We start from the raw sequence: 16,323 nt of genomic DNA, 5'->3' as shown, positions 1-16,323 counted from the left end.
ATTTGGAAGGCTTTTCGGTGCATTAGCGACCTCTGGTATCAGCCTACGCTGGGTTGCATCCACGGGAGCATGCACAAGGTGGTCACAGAAGCGAAACAGGGCGTGCAGCGGGGCTTGAACAGCTACCTCCTGGCGCTGGCGCTCGTCTGCTTTCTGCCGGTGGTGGCCATTTCGGGACTTGCGGTCTGGCACGCCGGATACGCTTACATGAACACCGCCACCACCAGGCTGAACGACACCGCCAGCACCCTCGCCAACGCCATAGAGGGCGAGTTGCAGGGGCGTTTCGCCACCATGGAAGTGCTCGCCTCGTCCTTTGGGCAGCCTCATGGGGACCCGATTCCGCTGTCCGAGAAGGGGTTCGGCAAGATCGGCCTCGACGGCGAAATCGCACTCGTTGACGCAGACAGCATGCATGTTCTGCGTTCCCGCTCGCCTGTCGCAGCGGGCACCGCCTTGGCAGCGTTGCAGAGCCAATCGCCGATGGTCTCGAACATCGCGATCAGGGACAAAAGGCCCGTGCTGTCGCTGGCGCTGCCGGTGTCGGGCGGTAAGGCCGCGTTCGTCCTGACGACCTCCCCCTCCGCACTGGTGCAGACCTTGCTGCGAGGCAAGCGCGCGCTGACTGGCATTCTCGTTGCGGTGACCGACGGCAACGGCCGCATCGTTGCCCGCTCGCGCGACCCGGAACGTTTCATCGGCCAGATCGCTCCAGATTGGGCGAGACTTCAGGCGTTGGGGGCCGTTTCCGGACTGTTCGAGGCAAAAACGGCGGAAGGCGCGCCGGTCATGCTTTCGTACCAGAAACTGCAAGGCACGCCGGGCTGGGTCGTCGTCGTCGGCGAGCCGACAAGCGTCTTCAACGCGCGCTGGCGTGATCCCATCACAGGTCTTTTGATCGGTGCGACAGTAGCGATCGGTCTGGCGCTGACACTCGCCATGTGGCTGGGCCGGCGTATCCTTCAGCCGGTACAGGCGCTGGTCGCCCACAGCAACGCGATCACTGACGGCAAACCATCGGGCACGGCTTCAGTGCCGCCTTCGCAAATTCGCGAGTTCGAAATGCTGAGGCTGAGCTTCGAAAAAGCCGAAAAGACCCTGCGAAATGAGAAACGACGCTATCAGGTCATTGCCGAGGCCGGAGCCATCGTGCTTTGGCGGCGCTCTCTCGCCGACGGGCTTGGTTCGGCCACCGGCTGGGAACAACTGACCGGCAGGCCGACAAGCGAGGTCGTCGGATACGATTGGGCCGAGGCCATACATCCCGAAGACCGGCAGCACTCGTCCGCCGCGTGGCGCAAGGCCATGACCAATGCGACATCGCTGGACGTCGAGTTCCGCTTGAAGGCCAGGGACGATCAGTGGCTATGGGTCCGCTCGCAGGGCTCTCCGGTCGCAGACGACGATGGCAACATCGTGGAATGGGTCGGCGTCCTCGAAGACATCGACACACGGAAAAAGGATCAGGCCCGCATAGCGCATATGGCGCACCACGATGCGCTGACCGGGCTGGGAAACCGTACCCTGCTCCGCCAGCGGCTCGAGGTGGCAGCGGAAAAGGCTTGGAACGGCAAGCAAGGTGCGTTGCTTTGCCTCGACCTCGACCGGTTCAAACAGGTGAACGACACGCTCGGCCACCCGGTGGGCGACGCGCTCCTGTGTGCGGTTGCCGACAGATTGCGCAAATGCACGTCTGGCGAAGACTGCATTGCACGTATTGGCGGCGACGAATTCTCGATCATCCAGGTGGACGGCAACCAGCCCGAGGCGGCCGCCGCACTTGGTAGCAGACTGGTAGAGATGCTCGGCGAACCCTACGAAATCGACGGACAGAGCATCACTATCGGTGCCAGCGTCGGCATCACCTTGATGGGCGAGGAACGCCACGCCATCCGAACCTATTTGAAGCGCGCGGACCAGGCGCTCTATCGCGCAAAGGAACTGGGGCGCGGGCGCATCGCCTTTTACGAGCAGGACGAGCTATTAGAGCGCATGGTGCGTTTGGTCGAGCACAACAAGACGGCCGATGCATCGGCACCAAGTGGTGCCCGCGCTTCCGCATAAACAGTCCAGCACAGGCCGCGCCGGCGCCGACAGTGCCTAACTCACCTCCGCGCGCGCTCGTGGTCGGGCGTCGTTGCGCTCATGGGTGAAGATGACAGGCGGCAGCGGCTCGCGATTGCGGATGATATCAGCGCCCTTCTCGCCAACCATGATCGTCGGACCGTTGGTGTTGCACGAAGGTACGCGCGGCATGATCGAGCTGTCGCAGACGCGCAAGCCGGCAATGCCATGTACCTTGAGGTCAAGCCCCACCACCGCCATGTCGTCGGTGCCCATCCGGCAGGTGCCGACGGGGTGATGGTCGGTCTTGGCGTTGGCGCAGCCATAGTCGAACAGGTCTTCATCCGAGACCTTGCCCGGCCCCGGCAACCGTTCGGCCAGCACGAAAGGCTTGAGCGCCGCCTGCTGCATGATCTCGCGCGCCACCTTGAGGCCTTCGATCGACATCTTGCGGTCGTGCGGGTCACTCCAGTAATTCGGATCGATCAGCGGCGCCGCCGCCGGATCGCTCGACGCAAGGCGCACCGTGCCGCGCGAACGCGGATGCAGATAGGCCGAATTCAGCGTCACCCCGGCGTTCTTGAGCCGCTCGACGCCAGCCTCGATGCCCGAGCCAAGGCCGAGATGGAACTGGATATCGGGCGAGCGCGCGTCGGGATCGGCATACCAGAAGCCGCCTGTTTCAAAGAGGCTCGACGCCACCGGCCCGGTGCGGAAGAGCACATACTGCAGGCCGGCCCACAGCGTGCGATGCAGCTTGGCGACATTGTCGTAGGTGTGATCGCCGGTGCATTCGGAGATGACGAACAGGTCGAGATGGTCCTGCATGTTTTCGCCGACGCCCTTGAGGTCGTGGACGACCGATACACCGACGCTTTTCAAATGATCCGCCGGGCCGATGCCCGACTGGAGCAGAAGCTTCGGCGAGCCGATGGCGCCTGAGGTGACCAGCACCTCGCGCTCGGCGCGGATGATCTCGACGTTGTTGCCGCGCGCCACTTCGACGCCGACCGCCCTGCCCTTTTCGACCACGATGCGCGTGACGCGGGCACCTGTGCGAACAGTGAGGTTCGGGCGATTCCTGATCGGATCGAGATAGGCCGTGGACGCCGATGAGCGGCGCTTGTTGCGCTGGGTCAGCTGGTAGAAACCGACGCCGGCCTGCTGCTTGCCGTTGAAGTCGTGATTGTAGGGAATGCCAAGTTCCTGGCCGGCGCGGATATAGGCATCGCAGATCGGCAGGGCCGCAGACGGCATCGAAACGCCGAGCGGGCCGCCATAGGAATGATAGTCGTCGGCGAAACGCTGGTTGTCTTCCGAGCGCTTGAAATAGGGCAGAACCGAGCGGTAGTTCCAGCCGGTGCAGCCGTCCTCGCGCTCCCATAGATCGTAGTCGGCGGCGTTGCCGCGCGTATAAAGCTGCGCGTTGATGCTCGACCCGCCGCCGATGACCTTGGCCTGGGTGTAGCGCAGCACGCGGTTTTTCATGTGCTTCTGCGGCACGGTCTCCCAGCCCCAGCTGGCCACGCCCTTGGTCATCTTGGCGAAACCCGCCGGCATGTGGAACAGCGGGTTCCAGTCGCCGCCGCCGGCTTCGAGCAAGAGCACGCGCACGTCAGCGTCCTCGCTCAGCCGGTTGGCGAGCACGCAGCCGGCTGGTCCAGCGCCTGTGATGATGTAGTCGTAGGTCATCTCGAAACTCTCAAAGTCGCGCGACCGACAGCGCGCCGTCGGCCTTGATGATGGAACCTGTGGCAAAGCCGAAGGCGCCGCTGGCAAGCGATGCCGCGATCCGGCCGATATCCTCCGGCTCGCCCCAGCGTTTCACCGGCACCAGCCCCTCGGCGATCAGCCGGTCGTATTTCTCGGCCACCTTGGCGGTCATGTCGGAACGGATGATGCCCGGGCGGATTTCGAAAACGTCGATGCCGGTGCCAGCAAGCCGCAGTGTGAGGCCTTGCGTGAAGGCGGCGAGCCCGGCCTTCGACATGCAATAGTCGAGCCGCTCCGGCGAGGTCATCTCAGCCGAGATCGAGGTGATGTTGATGACCGAGCGCGGCGCAGGCGTTGATGGCATTGCCAACATGGCGCGCAAAACGGCCTGGGTGAAAAACACCGTGCCGCGCAGATTGACCGCCATGATGGCATCGTAGTTTTCAGGCGAAAGGTCGAGGAAATCGCCGCGCACCTTGGAGGCGATGCCGGCATTGTTGACCAGGCAATCGAGCCGGCCAAAATGCTGGACGATCCGATCGACGGTGGCAGTATGGCCGGCGATGTCGGCGAGGTCGGAGGCAACGAACAGTACTTTCGCGCCGAACCTTTCGAGTGCTGCGACCGCGTCGGTGGCCGCCTGATCCTGCTCGCGGTCGGTGATTGCCAGATCGAAGCCGGACGAGGCCAGCGCCTTGGCGACCGCGAGACCGATGCCACGACGGGCGCCGGTAACCAACGCGACGGGTCTTGGCTCCGCGCTCATGCCGCAAGATCCTTCGCCGCAATGTGGTCGGCGACGCGCAGCGCTTGCGCCGCAATCGTCAGTGCCGGATTGACCGCCGCCGAAGTCGGCAGGAAGCCGGCATCGACAACGAACAGGTTCGGATGGTCGAAGGCACGGCAATAGACGTCGAGCGGCGCTTGCGCCGGATCGGTGCCCATGCGCACCGTGCCGCACTGGTGCGACGGCGTGCGTTTGTCGAAGGCGCGGGAAACCACGATCGGAAAGCCTGCGCTGCGCAGCACACCTTTCAGCTTTTCAACCAGCTTGAGATGCGCCTCCCAGTTGCTGCGCACCCATTTCAGCACGATGCGATCGCCGTCGACCATGACGCGGCTTTCGGGCGACGGCAGGTCCTCGCTCATCGCGTAGAAGTCGATCGAATGCGCGGTCACGCGGTTGAGCAGCCATTCCGGCACCGAGGGCATAGCTCCCTTCAGGATCGTTCCCGAAATGCGCCCGAGCAATTGCACATTGCCGAGCGGCGGGCCGCCCTCGCCGTCCGAGAGATAGAAATCGTTGAAGCCGAAGGTCTTCTGGTAGACCGAGTCGTTGCGAAACCACGGGCTCAGGGCAATCACCGCCGTCGAGTTGTGGTTCATGAAATTGCGGCCGACCTGGTCGGAGCTGTTGGCGAGGCCGTTCGGATTTGCGTCATTGGCCGAGCACAGCAGAAGCACGGCCGATTGCACCGCGCCCGCCGACAGGATGACAAGCTTGGGCTTGAGCACCCGGTTCTCGCCGTCTTGCGTGAAATGCACGGCAGCGATGTTGCGCCCATCCGGTGCTGTCTCCAACCGCGTTACCTTCGCACCGGTCTGCAGCTTGACGTTCTCATGCTTCAGCGCCGCCGCAAGGGCTGCCGTCTCGGCATCCATCTTGCCGTCGAAGCTATTGGGATGCGCGTCCCACGGCGTCTTGCCCTTGGCGAGCCAGCGCTCGATATCGACACCCAGCGGCAGCGAATAAGGATGCACGCCTTTCGCCTTGAGGCGCGCCCGCACTTTGGCAATCGCTGGTTCGTCGGCGACAGGCTTCAGCCCATAGGGCTTTGAATGCACCGGCTCGGTCGGGTCCTCGCCCAATGCGCCGCGCACCTGGTAAAGCGCCTCGGCCAGACCGTACCAAGGCTCCAGTTCCTCGTAAGCGAACGGCCATGCCGGCGACACGCCGTCGAGATGCTGCATCTCGGCGAAATCCTCGCGCCGGTAGCGTGTCAGCACGGCACCGTAGAATTTCGAATTGCCGCCGACATTGTAATAATTGCCGGGATTGAAGCCGGTGCCGTCGGCTTCGTACCAGGTTTCATCAGGGCGGAAATGGCCGCGCTGGAAGATGGCGCGCTGGTCGCGGTTTTCGGGGCGATCCTCGATGTGGCCGCCGGTCTCCAGGATCAGGATTTCGGCGCCGGTCGCGGCAAGGCCGGCGGCGACCGTGGCCCCGCCTACCCCCGAGCCGATGATGACGATGTCAGGCGATCCAGGCATTTCAGGCGATACGCAGCTGGCTCTTGGGGTCGAAGAAGACCGCCTTGTCGAGATTGAAGGCGAGCTTCGTCTTCTGGCCCGCATGTATGGCCGCGTCGGCCCGCAGCCGCGCCACCACTTCCTTGCCGCCGAGCTTGGTGACGGCGAAGGTGTCGGAGCCAGCCGGCTCCACAACCTCGATCAGGCATTCGCCCTCGGCGATGGATTTGGCGTTGCGGTCGGCACCATCCGGGTCGGTCAGCGCTTCTGGCCGCACGCCAAAAATGATCTCCTTGCCGGCATAGGCGCCGAGCGCGCCGTTGGCCATCTTGATCGGCAGTGCCAGCGGCTGATCGCCCGGGCGATCGAGAATGACACTGAGACCACCCGCGCCACCTTCGAGGCGGCATTTGAGCAGGTTCATCGCCGGCGAGCCCATGAAGTCGGCAACAAACATGTTGGCCGGGCTGTTGTAGATTTCGGCCGGGGTGCCGAATTGCTGCAATATGCCGTCCTTCAGCACCGCGATCTTGGAGGCCAGCGTCATCGCCTCGATCTGGTCGTGCGTCACATAAACGATGGTCGTCTTCATGCGCTGGTGCAGGCGCTTGATCTCGGTGCGCATGTCGACGCGCAGCTTGGCGTCGAGATTGGACAGCGGCTCGTCGAACAAAAACACCTGCGGATCGCGCACAAGCGCGCGGCCCATGGCGACGCGCTGACGCTGGCCGCCGGAAAGCTGGCTCGGCTTGCGGTCGAGCAGATGGCCGATCTGCAGGATGTCGGCGACAGTCTTGATCGCCTTTTCGCGCTCGTCCTTGGGCACGCCGCGGATTTCCATGCCAAACGCGATGTTCCCCGCAACGGTCATGTTCGGGTAGAGCGCATAGGACTGGAACACCATGGCGATGTCGCGCTTGGACGGGTGCAGCCCGGCCACCGACTTGCCGTTGATAGCGATCTCGCCCGAGGTGATCGGTTCGAGCCCGGCAATGGTGTTGAGCAGCGTGGACTTGCCGCAACCGGAGGGGCCAACCAGCACCAGGAAACCGCCCTTGTCGATCTCGATGTTGATGTCCTTGAGGATCTCCACCTGGCCGTAGGACTTGTAGAGATTGCTGATCTTGAGAAACGACATGGGCTTACCCCTTGACCGCGCCGGCCATCAGACCGCGCACGAAGTAGCGTCCGGAGACGATGTAGACGATGAGGGTGGGAAGGGCGGCAAGGATGGCGCCGGCGAAGTGGACGTTGTATTCCTTCACCCCGGTCGACGAGTTCACCAGATTGTTCAGCGCCACCGTCAGCGGGATCGAATTGAAGCCCGAGAAGGACGAGCCAAACAGGAAGTCGTTCCAGATGTTGGTGAACTGCCAGATGACGGTGACGACGATGATCGGCCCCGACGACGGCAACAGGATGCGGCGGAAAATCTGGAAGAAGCTCGCGCCGTCGATCTGCGCCGCGCGGATCAGTTCGGTCGGAAACGCCTCGTAATAGTTGCGGAAGAACAGCGTGGTGAAGCCGAGGCCATAGATGGCGTGGATGAGTACCAGCCCGGTGATGGTGCCAGCAAGTCCTGTCAGGCCGAGGATGCGGGCCGAGGGGATCAGCACGATCTGGAACGGGATGAAGCAGGCGAGCAGCATCATGCCAAAGACGATGCTGTCGCCCTTGAAGCGCCACTTGGTCAGCACATAGCCATTGAGCGCGCCGAGCATTGTCGAGATGGCGACAGCGGGCACGACCATCAGCACCGAGTTGATGAAATAGGGCTTGAGCCCGACCGGCTGCACGCCGATCTGTGCCGTCGACCAGGCCGACAGCCAAGGCGCGATCGTCCATTGCTTGGGCAGCGCCAGCATGTTGCCTTGCCGGATCTCGTCCAGCGGCTTCAGCGAATTGACCACCATGACGTAGAGCGGCAGCAGGTAGTAGACCGCAAACAGGATCAGCACGACATAGATGATGGCGCGGGCAAAGATGCTGTTGCGGGTGGCGACGTCTTGGGAAGCGGCACTCATTTTTTCTTCCCCCCGAGCTCGGAGTAGAGATAGGGCACGATGATGGTGAAGATCATCATCATCATGATGATCGCCGAGGCGGCACCCATGCCCATTTCGTTGCGGCCGAATGTGAATTTCTGCATGAACAATGCCGGGGTCCAGGTCGCCGTGCCGGGGCCGCCGTCGGTCATCGCCACGACAAGATCGTAGGACTTGATGGCGAGGTGGGCGAGCACGACAAAGGCCGACAGGAACACCGGGCGCATCAGCGGAATGATGATGCGGCGGTAGATGGTGAGGGTCGAGGCACCGTCGATCTGGGCGGCCTTGATGATCTCGTTGTCGACGCCGCGCAGGCCGGCGAGGAACATCGCCATGACGAAGCCCGACGACTGCCAGACAGCGGCAATGACGATGGTGTAGATCGCCATCTGGCCGTCCTTGATCCAGCGGAACGAGAAGCTCTCCCAGCCCCACGACTGCATGACATGCTCAAGCCCGATGCCGGGATCGAGGAACCATTTCCAGGCAACGCCGGTGACGATGAAAGACAGCGCCATGGGATAGAGGTAGATCGGCCGCAGGAAACCTTCACCGCGGATTTTCTGGTCGAGGAAGATGGCGAGCGCCAGCCCGATCGCGCTGCACACGACGATGTACAGCACCGAGAAGATGGCGAGGTTCTTGAGCGCCGTGATCCAGTTGGGATGGTTGAACAGCCTGACATAATTGCCGAAGCCGACCCAGGTCGAAAAATCGGGCAAAAGCTTCGAGCCGGAAAACGACAGGAAGGCCGTGAAAATGATGAAGCCGTAGACGAAGATGAGGATCACCGCGAAGCTCGGCGCCAGCACCAGCTTGGGCAGAAGATCCTGCATCGTCGCGCGCGGGTTCGTAACCGCGCGGGGTGCGGTCGTCGTGAGATCGGCCATGGGTCCAGCCTCTGGGTTGATCCGGGTAAGGGGTGCGCCCCGGCCGAAGCCGGGGCACGGAGCCAAATTTAGCCCTTGGCGGCGGCAACCGCCTCGACGAGCGCCTTGGCTGCGGCCTTCGAGTCGATCTCGCCATTGAAGTGGCGGGTGACCACGTCATAGAGCGCGTTCTTGATCGCTGCCGGTGCGGCATAGCCATGGGCCATGGAGCCGAACAGCTTGCCGCTGGCGCTGGCTTCCGCCAGGTCCTTGATGCCCTTCTTGCCGCAATCGTCGAAAGCGGTGTCAGGCACGTCGGTGCGCGCCGGCACCGAGCCCTTGACCACGTTGAACGACGACTGGAACGCCGGGTTCTCGATGTCGGACGCCATCTGCAGCTGCGCCTTCTTCTTGTCGTCGCCGACCTTGAACATCATGAACATGTCGGAGTTGAAGGTGACAGCGCCTTGGGTGCCGGGGAAGCGGATGCAGACGAAGTCGGTGCCCGGCTTCTGGCCGGCCTTGAGGAACTCGCCCTTGGCCCAGTCACCCATCATCTGCATGCCGGCCTTGCCTTCGATGACCATCGCGGAAGCGAGGTTCCAGTCACGGCCCGAGAAGTCCTTGTCGACATAGCTCTTGAGCTTGGTCATGCGGTCGAAGGCTTCGACCATCTTGTCGCCGCCCAGTGCAGCCGGGTCGAGATCGATCATCGACTGCTTGTAGAAATCGGTACCGAGCGACAGCACGACGGCGTCAAAAATGGTCGCATCCTGCCAGGCCTGGCCGCCATGGCCGAGCGGGGTGATGCCATTGGCCTTCATCTTGTCGAGAACCGCGACCAGTTCGTCCCAGGTCTCGGGCGCCTTGCCGCCGGCGGCGTCGAGCGCTTTCTTGGAGATCCAGACCCAGTTGGTCGAGTGCACGTTCACAGGTGCTGCGATCCACTTGCCATCATGCTTGGCGAAGTTCTGCAGAGCCGCCGGAACGACCTTGTCCCAGCCTTCCTTGTCGGCCACTTCGCCCAGATCGCCGACAACGCCCTGGTTGGCCCAGTCGGTGATGTCGAAACCGAGCGCCTGCACGGCGGTGGGCGGATCGCCTGCCGTGACGCGGGCGCGCAGCGCGGTCATCGCCGCTTCGCCGCCGCCGCCGGCAACAGGCATGTCCTTCCAGGTCACGCCCTGGCCTTCCAGGTTCTTCTTCAGCACGTCGAGTGCAGCGGCCTCACCGCCCGACGTCCACCAGTGCAGCACTTCCACGCTGTCTTCGGCGTGCGCCATCGGCATGGGTACTGCAAACAGCGCAGCAACAGCTGCCGTACTCATCAAAAACTTACGCATTCCAGTTTCCTCCCGGTTGCAAGTTCCTCACGCATCATTGCGTGGCATAGATCCCTTCGGCCCCGCCTCGGGGAATTCCTCCTCTTGACCGCTCAGGCCCGAGCCTCCTTCGGCATCCAGTGGCCCGTGCGCGGTCCGATATGCATGTTGAGCGTCTTGGTCTCGGTGTAATCCTCCACCGCATGGCGGCCGAGCTCGCGGCCGATGCCCGACTGGCGATAGCCGCCGAACGGCAGTTCGGAGGCGCCGTCCATGAAGGTGTTCATCCAGACAGTGCCTGCGCGCACCCGCCTGCCAACCGTCAGGCAGGTGTCGAAGTCGCGGCTCCACACGCCTGCCGACAGGCCATAGTCGATCGAATTGGCGATGCGGATCGCCTCGTCAGTGGTCTCGAAGGTAAGTACCGAAAGCACCGGCCCGAACACCTCCTCGCGCGCCACCGCCATGTCGGGGGCGACCGACGAAAGGATCGTCGGTTCCATGAACTGGCCAAGGCCGAGATCGGCGGCAGAACCACCGATGGCGACGCTTGCGCCACTGTCTCTCGCACCTTTCACGTAAGTGACGATCTTCGCAAGATGCTGCGGCGTGATGATCGCGCCAACCTGCGTTTCGGGGTCGAGCGGATCGCCGACCTTGACCTTGGCGGAGAGGGCCGCGACACGCCTGGTGACCTCGTCGGCGATGTCGCGATGAACGATCAGGCGCGAGCCGGCGTTGCAGCATTCGCCGGCATTGAAATAGGCGCCGAACACCGCCGCATCGATGAAATCATCGAGATTGGCATCGGGGAATACGATCTGCGGGTTCTTTCCGCCCAGTTCCAGCGACACCTTCTTCAGCGTCTGCGCCGCGTTCGCCATGGTGAGGCGTCCGATGCCGGTCGAACCGGTGAAGGACACCATGTCGACGTCGGGATGGCTGGTCAGCGGCGCGCCGGCTTCGGGGCCGGTGCCGACAATGATGTTGACCACCCCTGCCGGCACGCCCGCTTCGAGCAGGATTTCGCCGAGCACCAGTGTTGAAGCAGAGGTCAGTTCCGATGGCTTGACCACGGCCGTGCAGCCGGCGGCGAGCGCGAAGGGCAGCTTCTGGCTGACGATCAGGAACGGGAAATTCCATGGCGTGATGATCGAAACGACACCGATCGCCTCGCGCAGAACGACACCCAACGTGCCGTCGCCGAGCGTGTTGTAGCTCTCGCCATGCAGGTCACGCGCAAGGGCAGCGGCATAGCGCCAGATGTCGGCGGCACCGGCGAGTTCGCCCTTGGCCTGCGAGATCGGCTTGCCGGATTCGATGCAGTCGAGGAAGGCAAGCTCGTCCGCCCGTGCGGCGATCATGTCGGCACAGCGCAGCAGAATCAGCGAGCGCTCGGCACCGGTCATGCGCGGCCAGTGGCCGTCATCGAACGCGCGGCGCGCGGCAGAAATGGCGCGCTCCGCATCGGCCTTTGTCGCCGCCTGATAGCGGCTGACGACGACGCCATGGCCGGGGCTCGCGCGCTCGATGGTCGAGCCGGCTGCACCGCCCACCCACTGGCCATCGATCAGCATCTTGAATTCGCGAACCTTGAAGCCGTCGAGCGGCTTGGGGCGCATCAGGACTGTCATTACCATTCTCCCGAAAATTTCGCCGCGCGCTTCTCGCTGAAGGCGGCGAGGCCTTCCCTAAGGTCGCCGGTCTTGGCGACGAGGATCGAGCCGAGCGCCTCGACGGCGGTTCCATTGTCTTCGCCATTGGCGGTGGCGACCATCAGCTTGGCGATTTCGACAGCCGCCGGTCCACGTGCGGCAATGCGGGCTGCGTAGTCATGCGCGGCTGCCAGCGCTTCGCCAGTCTCGACGACCTTGTCGACCAGCCCAAGTGCTGCCGCTTCATCGGCTGAAAAAATTTCGCCGCCCAGCGCCATGCGACGCACGACCTGCGCACCCGCACGGCGCACCAGCCGCTGCGTGCCAGACCAGCCCGGCACCATGCCGAGGCCGGTCTCCGGCAGGCCGATCTTCACGTGCCGTTCGGCGATGCGGATGTCGGCGGCAATCGCCAGTTCTAGCCCGCCGCCCAGCGCATGGCCATTGACGGCCGCGACCAGCGGCACGCGCAGCGTCGCCAACCGCTCGAACACGCGGTGGCCGAAGCGCACCCAGGCGTGGCCGAATTCGCTCGGCGTCATCGCACCCCATGCCTTGATGTCGCCGCCTGCCGAAAACGCCTTGCCCTCGCCCGTAAGAATCGCGACGCGGATTTCCGCATTGGCCTCGACCTCGTCGCAAGCTGCGGACAATGCCTTCAGCATGTCGATGTCGAAGGCGTTGAGCTTGTCGGGCCGGGCCGCCGTGATGACGGCGACATGGCCTGTGAACTCGACCTTGATGCGCTGGTCAGCCATGGGCGCCCTCCAGCTTGCGTGCGGCCTTGCGCGGCAGCTTGAGCCCGATCGGTGCCTCAGCAAACAAAGCCGCGTCCATCTGCTTGAGCTTGTCCGAAACAATCAGCGGGAATTCCGACTGGTCGAGGATATGCGCATTGAGGTCGACGCCGGGTGCGATCTCGGTCAAAACGACGCCGTTGGCCGTCAGCTTCATCACGCAACGCTCGGTGACATAGGTGATGTCCTGGCTCTGTTCGACGCCGCGTCGGCCCGAGAAGGTGACGTGCTCGACCTCGTTGACCAGCTTTTTGAGCTTGCCTTCCTTGTCGATGACGAGCTTGCCGTTGGCGATGTCGAGCTTGGCACCGGCATTGAACATGCCGGAAAACACGATTTTCTTGGCCCGCGCCGTGATGTCGACGAAACCGCCCGCGCCTGCCGTCACATGTGGCCGGAAGCTGAGCTTGGAGACGTTGACCGAACCACTGCGGTCGATCTCCAGAAACGACAGCAGCGAGGCATCGAAGCCAGCACCCTGGAAATAGGTGAACTGGTAGGGCGACGGCATGAAGGCGTCGGCATTCGAGGCGCAGCCGAAGGCGAAGTCGAGGAGCGGCACACCGCCGACTGCCCCTTGCTCGATCACCCAGGTGACCTCGCCATGGAGGCCCTCTTCAAGCAGGATGCGTGGCACGTTGGCCGATATGCCGAAGCCGAGATTGACAGCACTGCCGGCCTCAAGCTCTTGGGCGACGCGGCGCGCAATAACCTTTTGGATGTTGAACTCGGGCACGCGGAAGCTGTCGAGCGGGCGCATGATTTCGCCCGAGATCGCCGGGTCGTAGGCTGTCTGGGTGGTCTGCTTCTGCTCGGGATCTACAACGATATAGTCGACAAGCATACCCGGCACGCGCACGTCATGCGGCCTGAGCGAACCGTCCTTGGTGATGCGCTTGACCTGGGCGATGACGATACCGCCATTGTTGCGGGCAGCAAGCGCCTGGTCGAGGCCGCCGAGATAGGCGCCCTCGTGCTCGTAGGTCAGGTTGCCGCGTTCATCGGCCGTGGTGGCGCGGATAATCGCTACTTGTGGGACAATGACCGGGAAGAACAGCCAGTCCTCGCCTTCAAAGTTGATCTTCTTGACCACCGGTTCAGTCGCGGCTTTCGCGTTCATCGCGCAGCCCTGGCGTGTCGGATCGACAAACGTATCGAGCCCGATCTTGGTCAGAACGCCCGGGCGTTTGGCAGCAGCCTCGCGGTGCATGTCGAACATGATGCCTGACGGCACGTTGTAGGCGGCGACCTCTTCATTGCCGATCATCTGCCAGATCAGCGGCGGCTCGGCACTCGACGGTCCCGAGGGGTAGGAGCCACCGATGATCTTCTTGAGCAGGCCCTTCCTGGCGATATGGTCGACACCCTTGATGCCGCTCATGTCGCCGGCGGCGATCGGGTGCAGCGTCGTCAGTTCGCGCGGATGGCCAGTCGCATCGAAGCGCTCGCCGATGGCCTTCAACATCAGGTCGGGGCAACCCAACCCGCTCGAAGAGGACACCGAAACGACGGCACCATCCGGGATCAGGTTTGCCGCTTCGGCCGGTGTGATGTGCTTGCCCATCGCCTCAGAGCCCCGGCTCGATGGCAACGGCTGCACCGGTCGCGGCCGATTTGGCAACGGCGAGCCCGGTGGCCAGAGACCACACGCCATCTTCACCGCTGGCTGACGGAGCGCCCTTGCCGGCGACAGCATTGTGGAAGGCCTGAAGCCCTGCCTCATAAAGATTGTGCTGGCCAAGAGGCAGTTCGCGCTCGCCATCGGCATTACTCAGGACGACCGAGCCGACAGGCTTCTGCGTCATCACATTGCGCGCGATCAGCGAGCCCTCAGTGCCGTGAACCTCAAAGCCGGTCTCGGCGAATTTCGTAGTGAAGGCATCATGGAACTGGGCGATGACACCCGACTTGAAGCGCAGCACGCCCATCACGCCGTCTTCAAGCCCGCGCATTCCCATGCCGCCACTCTGGCTGAAGGCCACAGCTTCCACCGGGTCGTCATTCAGCACAAAGCGCAGCGTGTCGGCGTCGTGCACCGTGATGTCGAGGATCACGCCGCCGCCGGCCTGCGGCTTGTCGAGCCGCCAGCCCTGCAGATGCGGCGGCAGATAGACCGCATGAAACACCCGCGCGGCCAGCGGCTTGCCGATGCGGCCCGAAGCGATCACATCGCGCATGGCGCGGTGACTGGCAGCATTGCGCAGGTGGTGGTTGGTGGCCATGACAACACCGGCCTCGCGGGCAGCGGCAACCATCGCCTTGGCATCGTCGAGCGACAGCGCCAGCGGCTTTTCGCACAAGACATGCTTGCCGGCGCGCGCCGCGGCAATCGCCTGCTCCACGTGCAATTCGTTGGTGGTCGAGATGTAAACCGCGTCGATATCGGGATCGCCGACGATGCCGTCAAGCGAGGTGACCGATTTGGCGATGCCGTTTTCCGCCGCATAGGCTCGGCCGCGTTCGACATTGGTGCTCATGACGGAGACGACCTCGCCGCCGGTTGCCCGGATCGCGCTGATCACCCATTCCCTGGCGATTGTGCTCGCCCCGATCAGACCCCAGCGTGTCATGCCGTAAGCTCCCTAACCCGTTGCGGCGCACCGCAGCTTTCGCGCACCACCAGACGCACAGTGGCCACCATTGCCTCGGCGTCGAAATCGCCGGCATTGATCTGCTTGAGCAGCAATTGCGCTGCCCGCCGGCCCATGCCTTGCGGGTCGACCGAAACGGTGGTCAGCGCCGGAACGGCGGTCTTGGCTTCGATCACGTCGTCGAAGCCAATCACGCCGAAATCGACGCCCGGCTCGATGCGCGCGCTGCGCAGGCCGTCGCAGGCGCCGAAGGCAACCGCATCGTTAAAGCACAAAGCAGCCGTCGGACGGTCGGCCATGGACAGCATCCGCTCGACTGCCGCCACGCCACCGGCGCGGGAAGGTGCGGAGCTGATCACCAGCTCATCCGAGGCATCAAGGCCCGCCTCCAGCAGCGCGTCGCGAAAACCGCGCATGCGCTCGTCAAAGACGGCGGTGTCGCTGAAGCCGCCAAGAAAGGCGACGCGGCGGTGACCCAATTCGATCAAATGCCGCACAGCCGACATCGCACCGGCATGGCCGTCGGAGACCACCGACGACACCTTGAGGCCGGGCACGTTGCGCGCCACCAGCACCACCGGGATGCCGCTATCGACCAGGGGCTTGAGGTCGGCTGCGGTCGTTCCGCGCGCCGGCGACAGGATCAGCCCGGCCATGCCGTGCTCGCGCATCGAGGCGATCACCTCGCCCTGCCGGTCGGCGTTCTCGGACGTGTTGGCCATAAACTGGATGTAGCCTGCCGACTGCACGACCATGTCCATGCCCACGGCAAGTTCGGCGAAGAAGCTGTTGGTCAGGTCGTTGACGACGATGCCGACGATCTTAGATTTTGACTGCCGGAGATTGGCGGCCCCGCGGTTGTAGACATAGCCGAGCTCGCGGATGACGACGCCCACCTTGGCGCGCGTCCCCTCGTTCACCAGGGAGCTGCCCTGGAGGACGAGCGACACGGTCGACTTCGACACGCCGGCGGCGCGCGCAACATCGACAACTGTCACCTTCGGCTGCTTCAAC

General features: G+C 63.6%; 13 protein-coding genes. 1 reads left to right on the top strand and 12 read right to left on the bottom strand.

Annotation, left to right across the window (positions count from 1 at the left end; genetic code table 11):
* Nucleotides 1-114 precede the first annotated feature (114 nt).
* The gene (locus tag AC1RTB_RS08205) at nucleotides 115-2,064 is read left to right on the top strand and encodes a diguanylate cyclase domain-containing protein (protein WP_492878080.1); all 1,950 of its coding nucleotides are present in this window, start codon (nucleotides 115-117) and stop codon (nucleotides 2,062-2,064) included.
* Between the two features lie 36 nt (nucleotides 2,065-2,100).
* Here AC1RTB_RS08205 and AC1RTB_RS08200 read toward each other — a convergent pair whose 3' ends face one another.
* From AC1RTB_RS08200 to AC1RTB_RS08145, 12 genes are all read right to left on the bottom strand, one after another.
* On the bottom strand, nucleotides 2,101-3,756 hold the full coding sequence (locus AC1RTB_RS08200) for a GMC family oxidoreductase (RefSeq protein ID WP_492878082.1): 1,656 nt from the start codon (nucleotides 3,754-3,756) through the stop codon (nucleotides 2,101-2,103).
* Nucleotides 3,757-3,766: 10 nt separating this feature from the next.
* The gene (locus tag AC1RTB_RS08195) at nucleotides 3,767-4,543 is read right to left on the bottom strand and encodes a 3-ketoacyl-ACP reductase (protein ID WP_492878084.1); all 777 of its coding nucleotides are present in this window, start codon (nucleotides 4,541-4,543) and stop codon (nucleotides 3,767-3,769) included.
* Nucleotides 4,540-6,048, bottom strand: coding sequence for a GMC oxidoreductase (locus AC1RTB_RS08190; RefSeq protein ID WP_492878086.1), 1,509 nt, complete (start codon nucleotides 6,046-6,048; stop codon nucleotides 4,540-4,542). The genes AC1RTB_RS08195 and AC1RTB_RS08190 overlap by 4 nt, the downstream gene beginning before the upstream one ends.
* A gap of 1 nt (nucleotide 6,049) precedes the next feature.
* Nucleotides 6,050-7,165, bottom strand: a complete 1,116-nt coding sequence (locus tag AC1RTB_RS08185; RefSeq protein ID WP_492878088.1) for an ABC transporter ATP-binding protein — start codon at nucleotides 7,163-7,165, stop codon at nucleotides 6,050-6,052.
* A 4-nt stretch (nucleotides 7,166-7,169) separates the two neighbouring features.
* Nucleotides 7,170-8,051 (bottom strand): carbohydrate ABC transporter permease, encoded by an 882-nt coding sequence (locus tag AC1RTB_RS08180; protein ID WP_492878089.1) that lies wholly within the window; start codon nucleotides 8,049-8,051, stop codon nucleotides 7,170-7,172.
* On the bottom strand, nucleotides 8,048-8,965 hold the full coding sequence (locus tag AC1RTB_RS08175; protein WP_476802681.1) for a carbohydrate ABC transporter permease: 918 nt from the start codon (nucleotides 8,963-8,965) through the stop codon (nucleotides 8,048-8,050). The genes AC1RTB_RS08180 and AC1RTB_RS08175 overlap by 4 nt, the downstream gene beginning before the upstream one ends.
* 68 nt (nucleotides 8,966-9,033) lie before the next feature.
* Entirely contained in the window at nucleotides 9,034-10,287 is a 1,254-nt protein-coding gene (locus AC1RTB_RS08170; protein WP_492878091.1) for an ABC transporter substrate-binding protein, read from the bottom strand.
* Between the two features lie 92 nt (nucleotides 10,288-10,379).
* Nucleotides 10,380-11,900 (bottom strand): aldehyde dehydrogenase family protein, encoded by a 1,521-nt coding sequence (locus AC1RTB_RS08165; protein ID WP_492878093.1) that lies wholly within the window; start codon nucleotides 11,898-11,900, stop codon nucleotides 10,380-10,382.
* A complete protein-coding gene (locus AC1RTB_RS08160) occupies nucleotides 11,900-12,679 on the bottom strand; it encodes an enoyl-CoA hydratase/isomerase family protein (protein WP_492878095.1) in 780 nt (259 codons plus the stop codon). The genes AC1RTB_RS08165 and AC1RTB_RS08160 overlap by 1 nt, the downstream gene beginning before the upstream one ends.
* Nucleotides 12,672-14,282 carry an acyl CoA:acetate/3-ketoacid CoA transferase gene (locus tag AC1RTB_RS08155; protein ID WP_492878096.1) on the bottom strand — a complete coding sequence of 537 codons (1,611 nt, stop codon included), beginning with the start codon at nucleotides 14,280-14,282 and terminating at the stop codon, nucleotides 12,672-12,674. Before AC1RTB_RS08155 ends, AC1RTB_RS08160 begins: the two co-directional genes overlap by 8 nt.
* A gap of 4 nt (nucleotides 14,283-14,286) precedes the next feature.
* Entirely contained in the window at nucleotides 14,287-15,288 is a 1,002-nt protein-coding gene (locus AC1RTB_RS08150; protein WP_492878098.1) for a Gfo/Idh/MocA family protein, read from the bottom strand.
* On the bottom strand, nucleotides 15,285-16,322 hold the full coding sequence (locus tag AC1RTB_RS08145; protein ID WP_492878100.1) for a LacI family DNA-binding transcriptional regulator: 1,038 nt from the start codon (nucleotides 16,320-16,322) through the stop codon (nucleotides 15,285-15,287). The genes AC1RTB_RS08150 and AC1RTB_RS08145 overlap by 4 nt, the downstream gene beginning before the upstream one ends.
* Nucleotide 16,323: the final 1 nt, after the last annotated feature.

This window comes from Aminobacter sp. GW821-FHT11F06, from assembly GCF_058808215.1.
Note: the sequence above shows the minus strand (reverse complement) of the source record. Positions and strands in the feature narration are given on the sequence as shown.